Here is a 17,877-nt window from a genome sequence, read left to right as displayed (position 1 = left end):
CCCCGACTTTCAGCACGACATCAACGTTGAAGCCATCCTCCGCGATCTGCTAGATAATCTGTGCTCTGGCGAAAATGCCCGGTTCAGCGGTATCCTCATCCTGTTCGATGAGATGCGGTATTACCTGCAATCCTGGGCAGCCGATCAAATTGGAGCGGGTGGCACCGCCTTGCAAAACATCACTAACATTTGCGCACTTCCTGAATACAAAAGCAAGATCGCATTGTTCAGCTTCACTCAGATCCACCCTTCGAAAACTACGGGGATATCGCCAAGCGTTCAGAAAAACTATGAACAAATTGCAACTCGCTTAGCCCCCGAAGAGAGCACGTACGATGGTCCAGCATCCAGCCTAGAGCTCGTCATCGACAACATGCTGACCCAAAAAGAAAGAACATCGCAATGGGAAGAATTTCTTCATCGTTGGGATGATACCTTACTGTCTTCAGCCCGTGATGCTTTTGAAAAACGCATTAAAACCTACAAACAACGGGGCTGGACCCTAGAGTATTTTTATACTCATCTCTCAAAAGGTTGTTTCCCCATACATCCAATTGCTGCATATCTACTGTGCAATCTCAGCTTTACCCAAGATCGTACGGCCATTCAATTCATTAAAAAGCACGTTAAAAAATTTATTGAGGAAACTCCTGTTGAAGACGTAGGAGAAAGACTTAATTATATTCATGCCATCCAACTTTTTGACTTTTTCAGAAAAGACTTTTCAAATGAAGGCATCTATAAACGTTATGAAGAGGCCGAAAAAGTCGTATTGGGCTCTAATAATCCCGATGAGCTGAAAGCACTCAAAGCATTATTCCTCTACTCAAGCAGTGGCCAAAAGCTGACAAAAGACGATCGCGATAACCATGAAGAGCTCCTCGGAGCGCTAGCAGGGATTTCCGAAAGCCGCATGAAAGTAGCCCTGCATAGTTTGATGAATACCCGCGAACTCATCTCCTACAAACCTGAAATTAAGTTATATCGTTTTTGGGAAGGTATATCTCCATCAGGCATCAAAGACGAAATCCAAGACCTAACGCGTAATCAGCCTACTCACTTATCTAGCGTTGTTGCACATTGCACAGCCAGAATGAATTTTTTCTTGAAAAGCAAGTGTGTTGCTGGCACTGATTTTGTTAAAACACATGGTTTGCGATATGAGGATTGGCAATTTGAACTTCAATTTATCGGTATTGACCAAGTTCTAAGAAAATTATCAAGCCCTGGAAAACTTACGAATCAAAGAGGGCTGGTGCTTTGTGTGATTGCGGAGTCAATAGAGGAAATACAAGATTTACGTAGAGTTATTAACGACGCTCTGCAAGCTTCTCCTTATAAAGAAAAGGTGGTTGTTGCAATCCCTTCATTAGGAGTTGGAGATTTACCGAGAATTAAGCTTCAACTAGAAGAACTAGGAAATATAGATCCAGCGCGTAAGAGAATGTGGGGATCAGCTGCTTGTGACCAACTTGAGCAACGTTGGGAAGAACAAATCAACACAACAATCCTGAAGGTTATCAAATCATATACTCATCACTGTATTGTTAGCGAGCAGACTCTAAATAAGTTCCGGAAAAATTCAACTCAACAAAGCGATGTAGCTCTGTTTGTCAGTGCTATGCTCGAAGAAATGTTCCCTTTAGTGCCAACAGTTGCAGGTATTGATAAACTCCGTTCTGACCATAATACGGGTAAGCTTATTGTAGGTACTGTTGCCACACAGCTACTTTCTAATACCCTTTCACCTCAAACACTGCCAACACAAAAATTCTATAAGACTGTTGTTGATAGTGTTTACGTAGAAGAGTGGGGCATTTTAAGAAGAACTCGGAAGAGCTACATTCCTAAAGAGCCTACAAATATTCAGGTGAAGGCCGCGTGGGAAGAAATATCGGCTTTTACAGATTTAGGTGAGCAGTCTGAACAAAAATTTCCTTTAATAAAAATATGGGAGAAATTATCTTCACCTCCTTATGGATACAGTGAATATAATTTTTCAGTCATTCTAGCCGCGTGGTTGGCATATCATCGCAAGGAAGTCTTACTGGAAGGCCCTGAACTAGTCACTAGCAGTAATCAGCTTGTTAAAGTTAAAACACTTTCACTTAAAGAATGGGCAAACCCAGACAGCGATTTATTTAAAGATCCTAAGAAGTTTGTTAATACTTGGATTGTTAAATGCAAGGCAAAATTAATTCGAAGAAAAGGAATAGATGTTCCTGAATTACCTACACCTCCATTAGACCTAAACCAGGTTCAAGAATATTTGGAGAAGGCGAATAATTTCCTACAATCAAATGAGGCAGAACCTGGGGAGGTAACAGGCGTCCAACGTATTAAAGAAAAAGTCGAAGCAGCCTTAGAACCCATCACTGCTTGGTTCCAACCGGTTGAATCAACCGAGGCTTTGACCGATGATGCTGAGATTGAAACGCTCCTTAATTTGTATCAGCAGCTTAAGCAACCGCTGCCGAGCTATTCTCTAAATTCTGACGTCATTTCTGTACGACTCACTACCGAGCAGCGCTCTCGTCATGATGCGGCTAGTCAGGCGATCGCTACCCGCATCGAACAATACACCGAGCAAGTGAGCTTGCGCTCAGAAACCCTGGAAACTACTGAAGCTTGCAGTACCTATCAAGCAAATCTCCAGAATCTGATCAACACCTTCCAACAAACGTCGGATCTGCCGGAGCATTTGCAAGAGATTTTGCAAAATGCGCTGAAAGTAGCAGAACGGGTACGCGGTTCCCTTGAGGAAAATGCCCGCATCCAGCAATTGCTAGAGGCCGCTCAAGCGATCGCTCAGCCGCTTAATGACTACTCCAGTCAGGCCGATTTTACTCGGGTGATCGGCGAGATTGAGGCTATCCGGCAACACATCCCAACTGAAAAAGCCGAAGCCGACGAGGTTCAGCTTTTGCTTCAAGACATTGATCGGCAGTACCGAGAGCTGAATCAAAAACTAGACGCCTGGGAAGAGCGGTTGACCAGTGCTACAACTCAGAGCCAAATTGTTGCTTTGCTGCAAGAGACGGCGAAACACCGCGATCGCTTTACTGATCCCAAAAGCCGTGAGCGATTAGATCGCTTAAACGATAGTCTGAATCGTGAACTTAAAGGCATTGAAGACAAGAGTCAAACTGAAAAACTCCTGAAGGCAGAACTCGATATTGCCCGTCAGCCTCTCCAGCGACTCCGAGATTTACCGGATGCCAGAATTGTTGAAGCTTTCCAGGCTTATCAAGAGCTGAAGGGATTCGAATTCACCCCCGTTGACGATGCAGAACTATTGCGGAAATACCAAGAGCCTTTAGAGGGATTCAAGACCCAAGGTAACGAGCAAATTACTAAGCGGTTCCAACAAATCTGCGATCGTAAGCTCTCACGACTAGAGCTTTATGAGAATAGAAAAGAATCACTTCAGAGAGCAATTTCTGCTTTAGAAGAAACTGATGAATTTGCAGCGATTAAAACCAGTCTCACTCAAAGCCTAGGAGAATTAGAAGCTCAGGCAGAAACCCTGAGGCAGCAGGCGGATACTCAAAGAAAGCAGGCTGAAGATAAGCAAACTATCAAGGAGATTCAGCAGTTAAGACCCAATCAGAACAGCTCAATTCATGCCTGCGAGGAGTCCCTTGCCCAGATACAAATGCTGCAGGCTAATCTACATTTTCCTGAGCAGTTTCAAGCAGAGATCAGCCAGATTCTTCAAGCTTGTCAGGACAAAATCAACAGCCATAAACAAAACTTGAACGCCCTACGAGAGCAACTAGCGACTGTTAACACAAGTGAAGTCTTAAATCGATTACAGCTATCCCACGCCCGGTTAGAAGCTGCTTTTAGGGATTCCTCTGAATCTGAAGCTTATCAAGCGATCGGGGCAGCTATTGACGATATCCAAGGTGACCTAAAAACCCTAGACAAACTGGAAAATCGATATCAGCAGGCGGATGGTATTGCTGCTTGTAACGAAATCCTGGAAGATCTCGCCCAGTCAGAAGACTTACTCAGGTATCCAGAGCGCTTCCACGAAAACCGTCTAAATCGTTTGGAAGAGCAAACAAAGCAGAAAATTGATACTTACCAACGTGACCTGACACAAATTGAGCAGCAGTTAACCTATGCCTCAACTCCTACAGAAGTTCGCAAACTACAACAAACCCTCTTAAAGCAGTCATTTTGTTATGCCAACTCTGATGAATCGGAACGAGTAGAAGCATTAACTGCCGAGATTGAAACGCTTGTGCGTTTGATGCCCTTACTAGATATGGCTAAAGCTGCCAATCTTGATGCCTGCAACCGCCAGATTGACCAATTGATATCCTGGCAAAATTCTTCTGAGGGCATATCTCAGGGAATTCAAGATCGGATTAGTACTGCGCTGGAGGAACTTAGCAAACGGCGGCAGAAACTTCTTATTGAAAAGCAAGAACATGCTCGCTCTTGGCTCCAATCGCTCAATGACAAAACTTCTCAAATGCTTAATGCCATGCGCGAGAGCAAGAAATATGATCTTGCTAGTGAAGTCTTGAAGTTAATTCACGATTCACGAGACGAGTACGTTGAGTTCTTAAACACGGCAGAACAAAAAGTCTTGTTTGAAATTGAACGTCAGTGCCTCGACGAACAAAACAAGCATTCAGGTAATCAAATCATCACGATGTTTAGACAGCTTCCTCGTTCACAGCGGCAAGCTCTTTACAAACATCTAGAACGATATCTCGTTGATCAGACAGAAGCAGATTTGTCAGGTAAATCGGAGGAAGGCTGGTGGCAAAAGTTATTCCGTTCGGACAACCAGAAAACGAATCAGAACGACTAGCGATCGTCTACCTGCGTGAACATCTACCTGATGAGAATTACACGCTCTATACCAATCTGGAAATCATGCAGGGGGATGAGCCCTATGAGGTTGATATCATCCTGCTGACTCCTCACTGTGTCTACGCGATCGATGTTAAAGGGGTACATGGCACAGTTAATATTGACCGGGATAAGTGGTATCCGGGGCGGAGTCAGTATTACCCTTCGCCCCTGAAAAAACTGCGAAAGCACTCTAAAGTTTTGAAGAGTGCCATCCTGGATATCAATAGAGCGCTCAGAGCCCAGCTTGATAAGGTATGGGTTGGTGAAGCAGTTTTGCTGACGGCTGATAACGCCGATATCATTCCCCGACCTGGGCACGAGCGAGAGCTTGAAAAAGTTGTTTACCTCGACAAAAAGGGAATTAATTTCTTCAGAGACCACACTCGAATTCCCTCGCGGTTCACGAGCGATATTCGTCGTTATATCTCAATTGTTGATAAGGCCATCCAAGGCCGTAGTCAGGCCAACCGAGTTCCGAAATTTTATCGAGATTGGGAGATTGAAGAGTCATTGGGTAGTACGGATCGCTATGCAGAGTACCGTGCTAAGAAAACGACCTTTGGCGTCAGTGGCCTAAAGTCACGGCTTAGAGTCTACAAAGTTGATCTGTTTCTTGAGCCTGAGGAGAGACAGAGGACCTTTCAAATTATTAGTACAGCTTTTATTGCAGTTCATCAAATTCCTCCCCATCCAAATATTCTAGGGTTTCAAGAGTCACCCTTTGAAAGCTCTGATAGTGAGGGATTAGTCATTGTTTATGAAGATATCCCTGGTCAAGCACTCAGTCAGTGCATTAAACAGGCTGACCTCAATCCTGAAGAAAGGCTCAACATTATGCGGGATGTTCTACATGGCTTAGAACATGCTCATAAGCATGGCGTTATTCACCGAAATATCACTCCCGATACCGTTTTTGTCACGACTGAGAGACAAGCTAAACTTACGAGTTTTGACTACGCTCGCATCACTAATCGAACTAGCACTATTGCTCCAGATATTGCAGAAGAACTAGAAGAGTTTTCTGCTTATCAAGCACTTGAGTGCCATCAAGATCCTTCCCAAGCTAGCATTCAGTCCGACCTGTTTTCAGCCGGGTTGGTGTTTTACGAATTGCTGACAGGTCAAGTTGCCTTTCAAGACGTTCATGATCTCTACGAACGCGAGTCACAGCTACCTCAATCCGTCGCTGAACTGAATCCTGACTTAAATCCAGGGTTCGATCAGTGGCTACAAAAGTTATGTGCTTTTGATGCTAAGAGCCGCTTTCAAAATGCTGATGAGGCTCTTAGAGCTTTGACACCGCTCATTAGTTTGCCAAAGCCAGACTTAAGAGATCTGCCAGCCGAAACAGTTTTAGACAACCGATTTCGTGTCGTGCAGCGATTAGGTAAACCGGGAAGCTTTGCTGTCGCCTATAAAGTCTTTGATACTTTTGGAAAAAGTCACTGTGTAATAAAGCTTGTTACTCGCGATCGCCGTTCTCTTTTTGAACGAGTTCAACAAGAATATGCATTGCTTCGGAAAATTCCTAAGCACCCTCACATTGTTGATGTGATCTGGGCTGATAGGCTGACTGATTTTGACGATACACCATTCATTGTTTTTGAATATCTTGACGGTCAAGACCTTGAACATGTCCTTCAGGAACAACGACTGACTACAGATGAGGTTTTGGAATTTGCTCAGCAAATTTTATTAGGTATTCTTCACCTGCATCAGCATGGGTTCTACCACCAAGACATCAAGCCCTCTAATCTTCTCCTAACGGTTGAAGGAATCAAGATTATTGATTTCAATGTCGCTGTTGCTGAGGCAGACGAAGCTGCTATCACCGCAGGAACTCGTCGCTATCTTCCCCCTGATCTGAGACCAACCTCGACCCCTTCCACTGAGCAAAGAGTCGATCGCGATTTATACGCCTTGGGCATTACTCTGTATGAATTCATTACAGGAGAATATCCCTTTGGTGGGGCTCAACCGCAGCTTGGCGAGAGGTGTCACGACCCACGAGTATTTGAAGGGTGTGAAAGCCTGAGCGAAGGACTTGTGGACTTCCTGAAAAAAGCCATTGCGCCTAAACGGAGCGATCGTTTTTCTTCAGCTACCGAGTTTCTTGAAGCTCTCAATTACATCATCTCTCCCCAAGAATCAATATCTGAGGATGTTGAGGTTGACACCATTGAGGTCACCTCAGAAGAACGAACTGTTCTTCCTGAAGAGCTGATAGAACCAGAACCAGAGGACATTCCTGTTCAGCTTGTTGATGAGCAACCCATTGTCAATACGGCTCCGATTGAGACCGTACCTATACAGCCCGATGAGCTACCTTTAGTTGCTCCTATCGCTAGACCTAAGCCTGCTGTTGCGGCAGAGCCAGAAAAATCATTTCCTGACATCGCCTTCAATCTATTTGAATTGCCCGCTTCGGAACAGCAAGCTTCCCCTAATGCCGAAAAACCAATTGTCTTAGATCCTTCCAAAGCCTACCCCCCCGATACCGGCAGGTATACTGTCATCGACACCGAAGCGGACTGGATGCGTCATTTTGGCATTAGCAATACGCCCTATTGGGTGCGTGGTAAGGCGCTATGCAATTGGGCAGAAGAGTGGTTGCGGGGCTGGAACCGGACTCATCAAATTGCTGAAATCAAACGTTTGCCGCATGAAAGGCTTGCTGAACTGTTAGGCCCCGTAAACATCCCAACCGATTGGACTAAAGAACAGTGTTTAGCGGTTGTGATGCACTTAGAACGATACGAGACAAACTCCGTTGCCAATTTGCTCGCTGAATTAACCAAGAGTGATCCGAGTATTTGGAAAGATGCTCCCTCTATCGAAAATCTGGCAGAGTGGTTGGCGATTGAAGTTCCTCAAGAAGCCTGCGCTCTAGAGAAAGCTTGGCAGGCTCAGTGTCCTAAGTCCGCTTTGACTTCCTACTATCAAACTACCGACAAGCAACAACTCCTCAAGCAGTGGCTTGGCATTGCCGATTCTAAACTGAGTGAACTCGGTTCCTATCCGTTCCTAGATGTCCCCTTGTCATTGAAAGCCGAATTCGAAGCTTTTTGGGAACGTGAACTTTACCGCACCCATGGAAGAATTCTTGACAATTTAAATTTCAATACGCAACCAGCTTCGAAAAGAGTTGCCGAAACTGCGTATAAAGTCCTTCAGCAGCATCCTGATTTCATTACATCGGAGCGCCAAAAGCACCTCAAAGGTTACATCGCTTATCCGCAGTACGAAGAACTGACGCAGTATCAGCGTCCCCCTGAACCCCAACCACTATGTTTAGATGCTTCTACTTCAGACGCTTTGCAATGGGTGACAGATCAATACTTACCGTTGCGGCGATGGGAAACCAAAAGCACGAATTTGCCATTAGAGAAAAAAGTTTGCGATCGCCTCGCTGCCAGCTTCGAGGAATGGATACTCAAGCACTATCCCAACTTAATCGTTGATGCTGTTTCCAGTTCTTGGCTCAACTATAACGTCAGCCATCATGTTCAAGAACTCTGCTCTCAAGGGCCTGTACTCTGGGTAGTCGTAGATGGATTAGGTTGGCTTGATCATCAAGTGCTTTTAGACTTGCTCACTGAGCAAAAGCAATTGCAACTGGAGCGCAATTTGGAGCCTCGATTTAGCATCCTGCCGACTAAAACGGAATACGCTAAGTGGAGCTTATACAGCCAGCGTCGTCCAGGTCATAGCTCATGGAAACCTAGTGCTGGCGAAGGCTTCATAGCCAATGATTTACTGACTCAAAACGGTAAGCGTTATACGGACCATGATGTCAAACAACAACGGTTAAAAGAGGATCTTCTATCCGGTAACCGACAACTCTATTGTTGGGACACTGATCGCTTTGACAAACTTTTCCATGATGAAGTGGATTGGGAAGAACTCTATAAAGTTCAGCGACCTAGAGAGTTACGAACGATCACCGAAGATATTTTACGCTTTGTAGATCTGCATCCTCAAAGAGAAACCTTACGAGTCGTCGTTGCAAGTGACCATGGTCAACTTATGGGTAGATCCAACAAACTGCCATCATTGTCCGAAGATTTGGAAATGAAGGGGCGAATGGCGATTGGTAAAGCTGATTATCCACAACTTGTAGTTCTCGACAAAGAACGTTTTGATCTACCCCACGACATCAGTGTTATTCGAGGCTCTGATAGCTTTAGTTCCTTCAGCTATGCCGACGACAAAAGCATCGTGGGGTGTCACGGTGGTCTCTATCCAGAAGAAGTCGTCATCGGCTTTTCTGTGCTGACACGATTAGTCAAACGCCTGCCTGTTATTGTTAAATGTTCCGGCTCAGGCCGACCTAGCGAAGCGGGCATTCTCAAAGTTGAGATTGATAATCCCAACTCCGTCGCAATTGCTGACCTCAAACTCGTCGTCAATCAAATAAAGGGCCTTCAGCAAGGTACCGAACTCATTGGAACTGTCAGTCCGAAAGAAACTCAAACCTTCGATATCGAAACTCCAAATTGGCCAGAGCTGCCACCCACTCACGATGGCAACGCTCTACTTTTGAAAGGCAAACTCGAATTCCAGTATCAAAATGCTGAAATGGGAACGGCTGAATTGGATCAAGATTCAGTCATTGAAGTGAAGCAGATCTTTAGCAGTGGATTGGAGAGCGGACTTGATGACTTCTTTGAATAGCTCTGTTTATAACAGCGATCGTGTCCGTGAAGTCTTCGGTAACCTCAGTATCGATAAGGCTCGCTTACCATCCAGTGGCCTTACTGGGGCAGGAGTACCCAGCTTTGTTGCCGAGTGGCTGCTTGACAAAGTAGTCCCCGGTAGTGGAGCGCTGTCAACGGCTGAAGCAGAAAAAATCAATGCCTTTGTGAGCAAAGCCTTTCCTCGTAAGGACGATGCCAACGTCATCAACTTCAAACTGACTCAAGGTGATATATATAAACTCATTGCTCTGCTCAAAGTCCGGGTCAAGCTTGAGCAGGGGAAAGGTGCTATTCCTGATCCTGAAGCACAAATTCCCGTCCTCAGCCTAAATAAGTGCGCCATCCCCACAGACCTTATTGAGCGCCACGAAATGCTGCTACGGCAAGGAGTATGGGGCAAAATTTCCCTAGGGTTGTTGCCAGATGGTACCCCCGAAGTAATTGATTTCGACCCCTTTCAATGCTCCAACGTTGACCTGGGAGCCTATGCTGAATGCCGCCAACAGTTCAACACTGATGAATGGCGCGACCTCATGTTTTGCTCTATGGGGTACAACCCAGATCACCCTAGATATACCCTTGATGCCAAAACCTGGATGTTGGCACGTTTACTTCCGCTCGTTGAAGCTAACTACCATCTAATGGAACTAGCTCCCAAGGGTACTGGCAAAAGCTATGTTTACGAAAATATCAGCAGTAAGGTCTCCCTCGTCAGCGGTGGCAAAGTTTCTCGTGCTCAACTGTTCTTCAACGCTAGAACCCGTGAGGTCGGGATTCTCGGTCGCCATGATGTCGTTGTTTTAGATGAAGTTCAGAGCCTGACTTTTGATAACCCTGATGAAGCGATTGGGCCTTTGAAAACGTATCTTGCTAGTAACCGATTTAATTGTGGTGGCTACCAAGAAATCTCTAGTGACTGCTCACTGATGTTGCTTGCCAACATCGAGCTAGACGGTCGCTTGCAACCTAAAAACCCAGATAACTTGATTGTCGATCTTCCCAGCTTTTTCTCTGAAACCGCTTTGTTAGATCGCTTCGCTGGTATTATTCCCGGCTGGGAGATTCCCAAGTTTACCCGCGACATGGCTGCATCTCAAGTTGGCCTCAAGATGGACTTCTTCGGTGAGGCCCTCCTTAGCCTTCGCCGCGACAACCGCTACTTCACCTACGCTCAAAACCACACCCAGTTTGATCAAAGCGCCTCCGCTCGTGACCAAAACGCTATCCTCAAATCCGCTGCTGGATTCCTGAAAATTCTCTATCCCCATTTGGACCTCACATTGATGGATTACGAACGGGATTGCCTCAAACCAGCCCGCAAACTTCGACAAGCTATACGTGACTCTGAGTACACCCTCGACGATGAATTTCATCAATTTGGTCGCGATATCTTGGTGGAGAGTTGTTGAGAAAACTCAGCCGAACTACCTTCGATAAAGCTTAGAAAGCACCTCCAAAAAATCAATCCCTTCCTCTAGAGAGCTAAACACTTTCATAGAGGCAGCTCTTAGCATATCAATGTATTTTGCTTGTTCATGTTCTGAGCTTGCCCATTCATCTATAAAGATGACGACTTTGCTTAGTGCTTTAGCGTAACCCAACTCTAAAGCCAGAGCATATCCCCCAGGATTTGCGTTTTCCAAATATGCAAAAACTATATGTGACTGGGCAACTCCTTCCAAATCCCACAATGTATATTCGACAGGATCCGTCAAGTTATGTTGTCTGGGGTCTATATATTCAAACTCAGGCACTGCTAACTTCACTCGGTCCTGCCAATCTGAACAAAACCCACCAGCCAGATAAACGGTTGCCTTCCCAGCAGGGGTTCCGGTCTGCTTGCCAATTTCAGCCAAACGATCCTCTTTTTCTGCTTCGTTACTGAGAGCAATAAAAGCCATAGAAAATGGTATCTGAAGAGAACGCCTATGAAACTGATAGTATCTCTCTAGAAATGGAAGCGACATGAAGAGGAGAGCAATCCATATCACCCAGTTCATCGTTTGAACACTTGAGACCATGCCAACTTTCTGAAGTGCGATTAAAAGTGCCCATAACAGAGCAATTAAAATTAGGTCTGTAGCAATTCCTAAGTTCAATAAAGAAATGAAAACGAAGCGATAAACGAGAGAGTTATCCGTCGATGTCGATAGAGCCAGATTTCTCCAAAAGCCAAAGCCCTTCTCACTTTCTGGAAAATCGCTTAGTGATGGGAATCTCCTTGAAATCTTACTAACAAAGCCAGAAAAATCTGCGCGCCGTTCAATCTGCTCCCTTAACTCTTTGCCTGACTTGATAAAACTGAAATATGTGGAAAAAGTGGGGCATACTTTAAATAGTTTTTGAAAGGACGGCTCAATAATGAAACTGGTTAATCCCTTTCCAATACTTGAAACAGCATGGCCTGTAATGTAAGAAATGGCAATCAATAGTATCCATCCCGACACATCACCTATTGGGAAAAGCTGAGTCGAGCCGAATAAATTTGGCTGATCCAGAATCACCCAAATTCCTAGAATGAGAATGCTTCCTGGAATAATAGTCCCAATAATGTCAATAAAGAAGCGATCTAGAGCCGCAAATACTCCTTCCATCACTGCAGTTTCTCTAACTCTTTAAGGTATGCTTCATCATATGCTCTAATTTTATGGTTCACTACTCTAACGAGTATATTCAATCATCAAAAAAATCTAAGATAAATGTTTTTTGAATTGCTTATTGGAAAAGCACAAATCGTAATTGTCCACTATCTAGTATTCGATGATCTACCTCGATTATCATTCCACCACACCTGTTGATCCTCGCGTTGCCCAGAAAGTCCTATGGGCTATGACTGATGGCTTCGGCAATGCTAGCAGTACTGATCACGAGATTGGCGATGCAGCCGAAGCTGCTGTCACAGTAGCAAAGCGATATGTGGCTGATTTGGTGGGAGCTGCCCCCCGCAATATTATCTTTACTTCTGGCTCTACCGAAAGCATCAACCTCGCGATTCAAGGAACCATTCAGTACCTGGAAAACAAAGGCATTCATCCACATATTGCACTCTCTGTCGTCGAACACAAAGCTGTCCTTGACACCTGTTTTGTCCTGCAAGACCAAGGTCGCGTCAAGCTCTCAATCCTCCCAGTAGATGCCCAAGCTCACATCGATCTCGCCCAGTTAGAGGAATCCTGTGCCAGCGGCATTCACCTCATCTGTATCATGGCCGCCAATAATGAAGTTGGCACTATTTATCCCATCGATAAAATTGCCCACATCGCTCAAATCTACGACGTTCCCTTCTTATGCGATGCCTCGCAAGCTGTCGGTAAAATCCCTATTCACTTCCAGGATTGGGGCATCACCATGCTTTCTATCTCTGCCCATAAATTTTACGGCCCCCAAGGCATTGGAGCCTTAGTTGTCAAACGAGGACATCCCTTAGAACCGTTACTCTACGGAGGTGGACATCAGGGAGGGCTACGCTCAGGCACGCTGAACCTTCCTGGCATTGTTGGCATGGGCGAAGCGTGTCGATTACGAGAGATCGAGATGGAAGAAGATGAGAGAATTATTGGCGGGAAGCGCGATATCTTCCAAAAACTTTTGATCGAAAAAATTCCGGGGCTTGTCGTGAACGGCGACCAAGAAAATCGTCTTGCCGGAAACCTACACATTTCTCTTCCTAAAATTCCCAACAGCGCCATTATTGCCAGAGTCCGACGTAAGCTAGCCATCTCTACAGGTTCTGCCTGTTCCTCCGGAGTTGAGGCACCCTCTCATGTCCTACGTGCTATAAATCTTAATGAAGATATTATTGAAGGCTCACTCCGCATCGGTCTCGGTAAATTCACAACTTATGCGGATGTTAATCACGCAGCAATTATCATTCAAGAGGCAGCTATGAATATTCAGGCACTTTTGTAAATACTCATCCTATATGGAAAGCTTCGACCGTTTTCTACGTGTAGCTGCCGCAATCTCAGTTTGTAGTCGTCGTTGTTTTTCGAGACTGGTGGCGATTGAACTTTTAGAAAACTATCGCAATTGACGATGACGATTTAGTATGAGACGCCGTCTGTCAGCGAGCATCGTCAACAATGAGAGGGCTTTTGCTAGTTGATTGCTGCAAGAAGACTAATGGGTAAATTAGCCGCCTATCGCCCATCAGGCTTGATTGAAGGCTGAGCAGGTACTTTTGAAAAGTACTTTGAACAGCATTCAGGCAGCTGTTTGGTCTGCTTCATCCCTGATAGAAACACACCAGCAGATGAGGACGAGATCGTAGAGGGCATCGGTGCGATCGCCCACAAATTCCTGCATTCGCTCCACCTGCCAGCCCTCCAGTGGAGGCGCTTCATCGCCCACCTCTGGCAGACACTCGGAGGGATCAGGCCAAGTGAGGGCGAAGTCTTCGCGGCTGAGGTAGAGAGACATTGAGCGGGAGTCCCCCACTCGAAGAGATCGAAGGTTGTCCAGGTTTCCATCGGGAGTCAGTATCGCCAAATGGAAGGTGTTGTGGGTCTCCGTTGAGGCGGAGTAGGTTTCGACGTGAGCGACTTGCTAGGCTTTATCGTCCCAACGGCGGATATCGCCTAGCTGCAAAGGGATAAGACCGATTTCAAGAGAGTGGCCTTCATCTTTGTAGGTCGGAGAGGTTTCTCTGGGTCGCAAAAAGATCAATTGCGTGATGTTCATGAAAGTTCTCCTGTTTTGTCAGGTGAAAGAAAAGATTGGTCTAGGACTCGCGAGTTCTGGAAATCCGTTGGTTCCATGTAGAGTCTCTGTCCAGCGCAAGCGAGCCTATCACCAATGAGATGCATGGCGATTAGAAGCAATGAGGAAGTTGTTCGAAAACCAATAGTCCAAATCAGCGTGAAGAACTTTGCTGACGGTTACGGGCCTATTCTGCTGGCTGAGCAAGCTTACAGACTGTCCTTAACTTAAAGGTGGAATGCATTCAAGGATTCAAACTGACCGACATTGAGTTCGGGGTTACTGAAGCGTAATGTCATCGTTCATATCTTCGATGGACTATCTTCTTGGAAATTGGAAAGTCTGGCTTGCGGTCAGATGAGATTAATCATCAAGATTGCTGTTGGCATAGTCTACAATTTCGCCTGGACTAAGATCCTCGGCATCCCCCTTTAAGATTTGAACCCACATTTCATCTGCGGTAATACCTCGCTTTTTTGCAAGATAAGCAACTCGCTCTTTGATACGGGTCTCTCTTTCTTGCAATTTGGCGCATAACAAGCTGTTTGCCTGCGCTGATGCGGTGCGGGCATTGATCCAAGCATCTATCTCGAGCAAGTCGCGATAATACTCACCAATTGGAGAAATACTGAACCGCTCTCGACGGGGCATAGGCTCTCCAGAATTCTTCAGACACATCTCTATGGTGTCCATTTTGCCCTGAATCGTACCTGAAGCCATGAGGAAAATCTCCACAAGTAAACTTCTAGCATTATTGACTGAATATTGCCTGAATTGTACCTGATTATGTTATCACTTTAATGAGACGATTCAGAAACGTTTCCGAACCCTTTCAGAAACCGCTGCATCGTTTCAGAACCGATTCAGAAAAAATGCCCATGTATTCAACTGCTGATATTGCTAAGCGTCTGGGCTGTACAGTCCAGGCCGTCAACAAGTACCGCCGCAAAGTCGAGAAACAGATTGGGAGACGTTTCGGAACTCCAGATCCGAGCGATGGCCGTCGCACGCTCTATTCCGAAGATGAGGTCAGCCAGATTGCGGAGATGGCTCCCAAAATTCCAGTGACGGAGATTACCGAAGAAGACAGCATCGAAGTCGAACTGATCGACGGCCCTGATACCCAGACTGTGATTGCCCCGACCCGCAGTTCTCTCGCGCTGCGCCACGCCAGCTTACCTGCGGCAGAACGCCTGCAATTCAATCTCGTGGATGCCGCTCAAACCACTGCCGATGTGGAAGCCCATACGGCTCGAACCGCTCAGCGTGCCGATTCACTGTTGTCTGACTTTGCCGTTACGGAAATGCTGGGAGCTGTCGCAGATATCCAGCAAACTGTGGCCACGATGAAGGCAAACGCGATGGGGGATGCGACCGCAGCGCTGGGAAAGCATACCGGGAAAAAGCTGGAAACGTCTGGATGACAGCGACTTCCATCATCATGTTCGCTTTGCTACCGCTATCGATTTTGGGACTTCTTCTGTTGCCCTACCCCTGCCGAGATCACGCTTCTCAAAGCCATGACAACAACTCTCACCCAACCTCAATCGACCCAAGCCCTTGATCTTGAGACGACCCTTCAAGACCTCTGCGATCGCTACGGCCTTGGTGCAGTGGGCAACGCCCTGACTCGCAAGTATGGACGCACTCAAGAGATCGCAGCCTGCCTAGGCCAACTGCCTGATTCAACCGCCTCAACGGTCCCCGTCATCCCTGCCAACACCCGCTAGGAGGATATCTCATGACCTCACCTGCCAGCCCTCCCGACAACCCAGCCCAGCGCCGAGTTATCGAAAGCATGAACAAATTATCAAACCAGTATGTCGAACTGGAGCGCACGGAGGAAAGCATTCACCCTCGCATCAATGAGCTTGCCGCTGACGTACTCGACATCATTACGGCCTGCATCAAGCTCACCATCAAGATCCTCCGCAGTCCGTAACGGCTTGAGACCCTGGAAATCGTCAGTCCTATCCATCTTTCAATCAGAGGAATCCATTATGACGACAACAATCCTAGAAACCCCAACCCCCTTTGCCCAAGATCGCGCGGCTCACCAACGCCGTCTCCGAGAGTCCGTAAAACGCCTAGTCATCGAACTGGGCTATCTCGAACACTGTCTGACCGAGGGCCTGCAAGTCCCCAACGTCCAAACCGCTGCCGCTGGCATTGATACCGCGATTAACTGCCTGAACGAGCACCTTGCGGAGTGAGGGAAGCCCTATCCGCCAGCTAGTAGTCCAAGCCAAAGGAGCAGGAATGGCACAACTACAGAGGAAATCCAAGAAACCCAAGACCAATCGTCGGGCGGAGGCAGGGCGAGCTGGAGCCGAAGGCAACTTCCCCGTCGTTCCCCTCCTGATCGGCGTCACAGGCGTCAGTGTGGGCGCGATTTGCACTGTTCACTACCGCTCACCAGAGCAAGTCACCCTGAGACAGTTGACCGCCCAGGCCAAACAAGCCGAGAAACAAGCTCAGGTCAATCAACTTGAGCGCGAACTGGAGAAGGAGGAGCGACTGGCGGAGGCTGAAAAAGCCCACGACCGCTATGAGGGGCTTTGCACGATGCTGACTCAGGCATCGCTGATGGGCGAAGGCTACGACGAGGAAGACACGCTGCAGGTGGTGGCCCTCACCGCCAACACCGTTTACCGAGACATCAGTAACGGTCAGATCTTGCCGCCCAATCAAATCGTCTGTGATGACCGAGGCGTCACGGGCGTGATTATGGCGGACGACCCTGACACGCCTGACATTAACGAGCTGGGCATGATTACCGACATTGCCAAGGCGACTGAGGCCGATCTGGTGAACCAACGCTACGCCGATCAGATTGGCTGGAAGAGTGGGGCTAAACGCTCGTTTGTTGGGGAGTTGTCCCTGACGGACTCGCCCGAAGCAACCCCCGCCATACTCAACAGCCCTCAGTTACTTAACCCTGAATAACCCTGGAGGTACAGTCATGACAACCCGTTCAAAGCGAGGCCGGACCAAAATCGCTGACTTGTTCAATCAGGACGGGGGGGGTAATCGCAAGAAGCGCCAATTTAACCCCTTCCAATCGCAACGAGATCGCGGCAACCCCAACCCCGACGAAGCATCTGGCTGGATGGGCGGGTTAACCGACATCCAGATTAAGCATCCTGGCATTTACATTTCATGCGCCATTCTCGTACTGGCGCTGGTGCTGTACGAGTTGAGTCCCAGGGTGATGAGCTGGCTGCTCTGGCTCCCAACGGGGTTCCTTGTCTGGAAGTGGATTCAGCGCTTCATTGGTCATAAAAACAAGGTTTATGCGGTGACTGGCTTCATTGCCTTTTGGTTTTTTGTGAGCATCTTATTCATCATGTTTTTGGAGTCGGCCCAGATCTACTCGGGCATCTTCACCGAGATGGCGATTAATCAGCCGCCGATCAACTTTCATCGCATGGGGGCAGACTTCTTTCGGCCCATCCCCTTCGGTGTGGGCTGGCTGATTGCCCGCCTCCTGACGATTGTTGGGGATACGCTGACCCGATTACAGATCACGATGTTCGGCTTTTTGGGCGTGCTCTGCTTCGCCGTTATTCAGTTCCTAGAAGGCTTTCAGAGTGGTGGGCGAGTTATTGAT

General features: G+C 46.9%; 14 protein-coding genes. 10 read left to right on the top strand and 4 right to left on the bottom strand.

The window, feature by feature from the left end:
- The first annotated feature begins 169 nt into the window (after positions 1-169).
- From PN498_RS17775 to brxL, 3 genes are read left to right on the top strand one after another with little or no spacing between them, the layout of a single operon-like run.
- Positions 170-4,828, top strand: a complete 4,659-nt coding sequence (locus PN498_RS17775) for a hypothetical protein (protein WP_272064421.1) — start codon at positions 170-172, stop codon at positions 4,826-4,828.
- Positions 4,777-9,546, top strand: coding sequence for a methylation-associated defense system protein kinase MAD6 (gene mads6 / locus PN498_RS17770; RefSeq protein ID WP_272064420.1), 4,770 nt, complete (start codon positions 4,777-4,779; stop codon positions 9,544-9,546). The genes PN498_RS17775 and mads6 overlap by 52 nt, the downstream gene beginning before the upstream one ends.
- Complete coding sequence (gene brxL / locus PN498_RS17765; protein WP_272064419.1) at positions 9,530-10,978, top strand: BREX system Lon protease-like protein BrxL; 1,449 nt, start codon at positions 9,530-9,532, stop codon at positions 10,976-10,978. Before mads6 ends, brxL begins: the two co-directional genes overlap by 17 nt.
- 15 nt (positions 10,979-10,993) lie before the next feature.
- On the opposite strand, the gene PN498_RS17760 is transcribed toward brxL, so the two are convergent.
- A complete protein-coding gene (locus PN498_RS17760; protein WP_272064417.1) occupies positions 10,994-12,163 on the bottom strand; it encodes a nucleoside 2-deoxyribosyltransferase domain-containing protein in 1,170 nt (389 codons plus the stop codon).
- A 166-nt stretch (positions 12,164-12,329) separates the two neighbouring features.
- Between PN498_RS17760 and PN498_RS17755 the strand changes: the two genes are divergently transcribed.
- Positions 12,330-13,478, top strand: a complete 1,149-nt coding sequence (locus tag PN498_RS17755) for a cysteine desulfurase family protein (RefSeq protein WP_272064416.1) — start codon at positions 12,330-12,332, stop codon at positions 13,476-13,478.
- Between the two features lie 294 nt (positions 13,479-13,772).
- Here PN498_RS17755 and PN498_RS17750 read toward each other — a convergent pair whose 3' ends face one another.
- The 3 genes from PN498_RS17750 to PN498_RS17740 all read right to left on the bottom strand — a co-directional run bounded on the left by PN498_RS17750 (position 13,773) and on the right by PN498_RS17740 (position 14,987).
- Positions 13,773-13,988, bottom strand: a complete 216-nt coding sequence (locus PN498_RS17750; protein ID WP_272064415.1) for a hypothetical protein — start codon at positions 13,986-13,988, stop codon at positions 13,773-13,775.
- Between the two features lie 126 nt (positions 13,989-14,114).
- Positions 14,115-14,249 (bottom strand): hypothetical protein, encoded by a 135-nt coding sequence (locus PN498_RS17745; protein WP_272064413.1) that lies wholly within the window; start codon positions 14,247-14,249, stop codon positions 14,115-14,117.
- A 381-nt stretch (positions 14,250-14,630) separates the two neighbouring features.
- On the bottom strand, positions 14,631-14,987 hold the full coding sequence (locus PN498_RS17740) for a hypothetical protein (protein WP_272064412.1): 357 nt from the start codon (positions 14,985-14,987) through the stop codon (positions 14,631-14,633).
- 158 nt (positions 14,988-15,145) lie between these two features.
- On the opposite strand from PN498_RS17740, the gene PN498_RS17735 reads away from it, so the two are divergent.
- The 6 genes from PN498_RS17735 to PN498_RS17710 all read left to right on the top strand — a co-directional run.
- Complete coding sequence (locus PN498_RS17735; RefSeq protein WP_272064410.1) at positions 15,146-15,691, top strand: hypothetical protein; 546 nt, start codon at positions 15,146-15,148, stop codon at positions 15,689-15,691.
- A gap of 96 nt (positions 15,692-15,787) precedes the next feature.
- On the top strand, positions 15,788-15,997 hold the full coding sequence (locus tag PN498_RS17730) for a hypothetical protein (protein WP_272064408.1): 210 nt from the start codon (positions 15,788-15,790) through the stop codon (positions 15,995-15,997).
- 11 nt (positions 15,998-16,008) lie between these two features.
- Entirely contained in the window at positions 16,009-16,209 is a 201-nt protein-coding gene (locus PN498_RS17725; RefSeq protein WP_272064407.1) for a hypothetical protein, read from the top strand.
- 58 nt (positions 16,210-16,267) lie between these two features.
- A complete protein-coding gene (locus PN498_RS17720) occupies positions 16,268-16,480 on the top strand; it encodes a hypothetical protein (RefSeq protein WP_272064406.1) in 213 nt (70 codons plus the stop codon).
- A 46-nt stretch (positions 16,481-16,526) separates the two neighbouring features.
- On the top strand, positions 16,527-17,213 hold the full coding sequence (locus tag PN498_RS17715; RefSeq protein ID WP_272064405.1) for a hypothetical protein: 687 nt from the start codon (positions 16,527-16,529) through the stop codon (positions 17,211-17,213).
- Between the two features lie 16 nt (positions 17,214-17,229).
- Positions 17,230-17,877: hypothetical protein (locus PN498_RS17710; RefSeq protein ID WP_272064404.1), on the top strand; the 648-nt coding region annotated here is incomplete at its 3' end.

The sequence above is a fragment of the Oscillatoria sp. CS-180 genome, from assembly GCF_028330965.1.
Taxonomy (GTDB): domain Bacteria; phylum Cyanobacteriota; class Cyanobacteriia; order Phormidesmidales; family Phormidesmidaceae; genus Halomicronema.
Note: the sequence above shows the minus strand (reverse complement) of the source record. Positions and strands in the feature narration are given on the sequence as shown.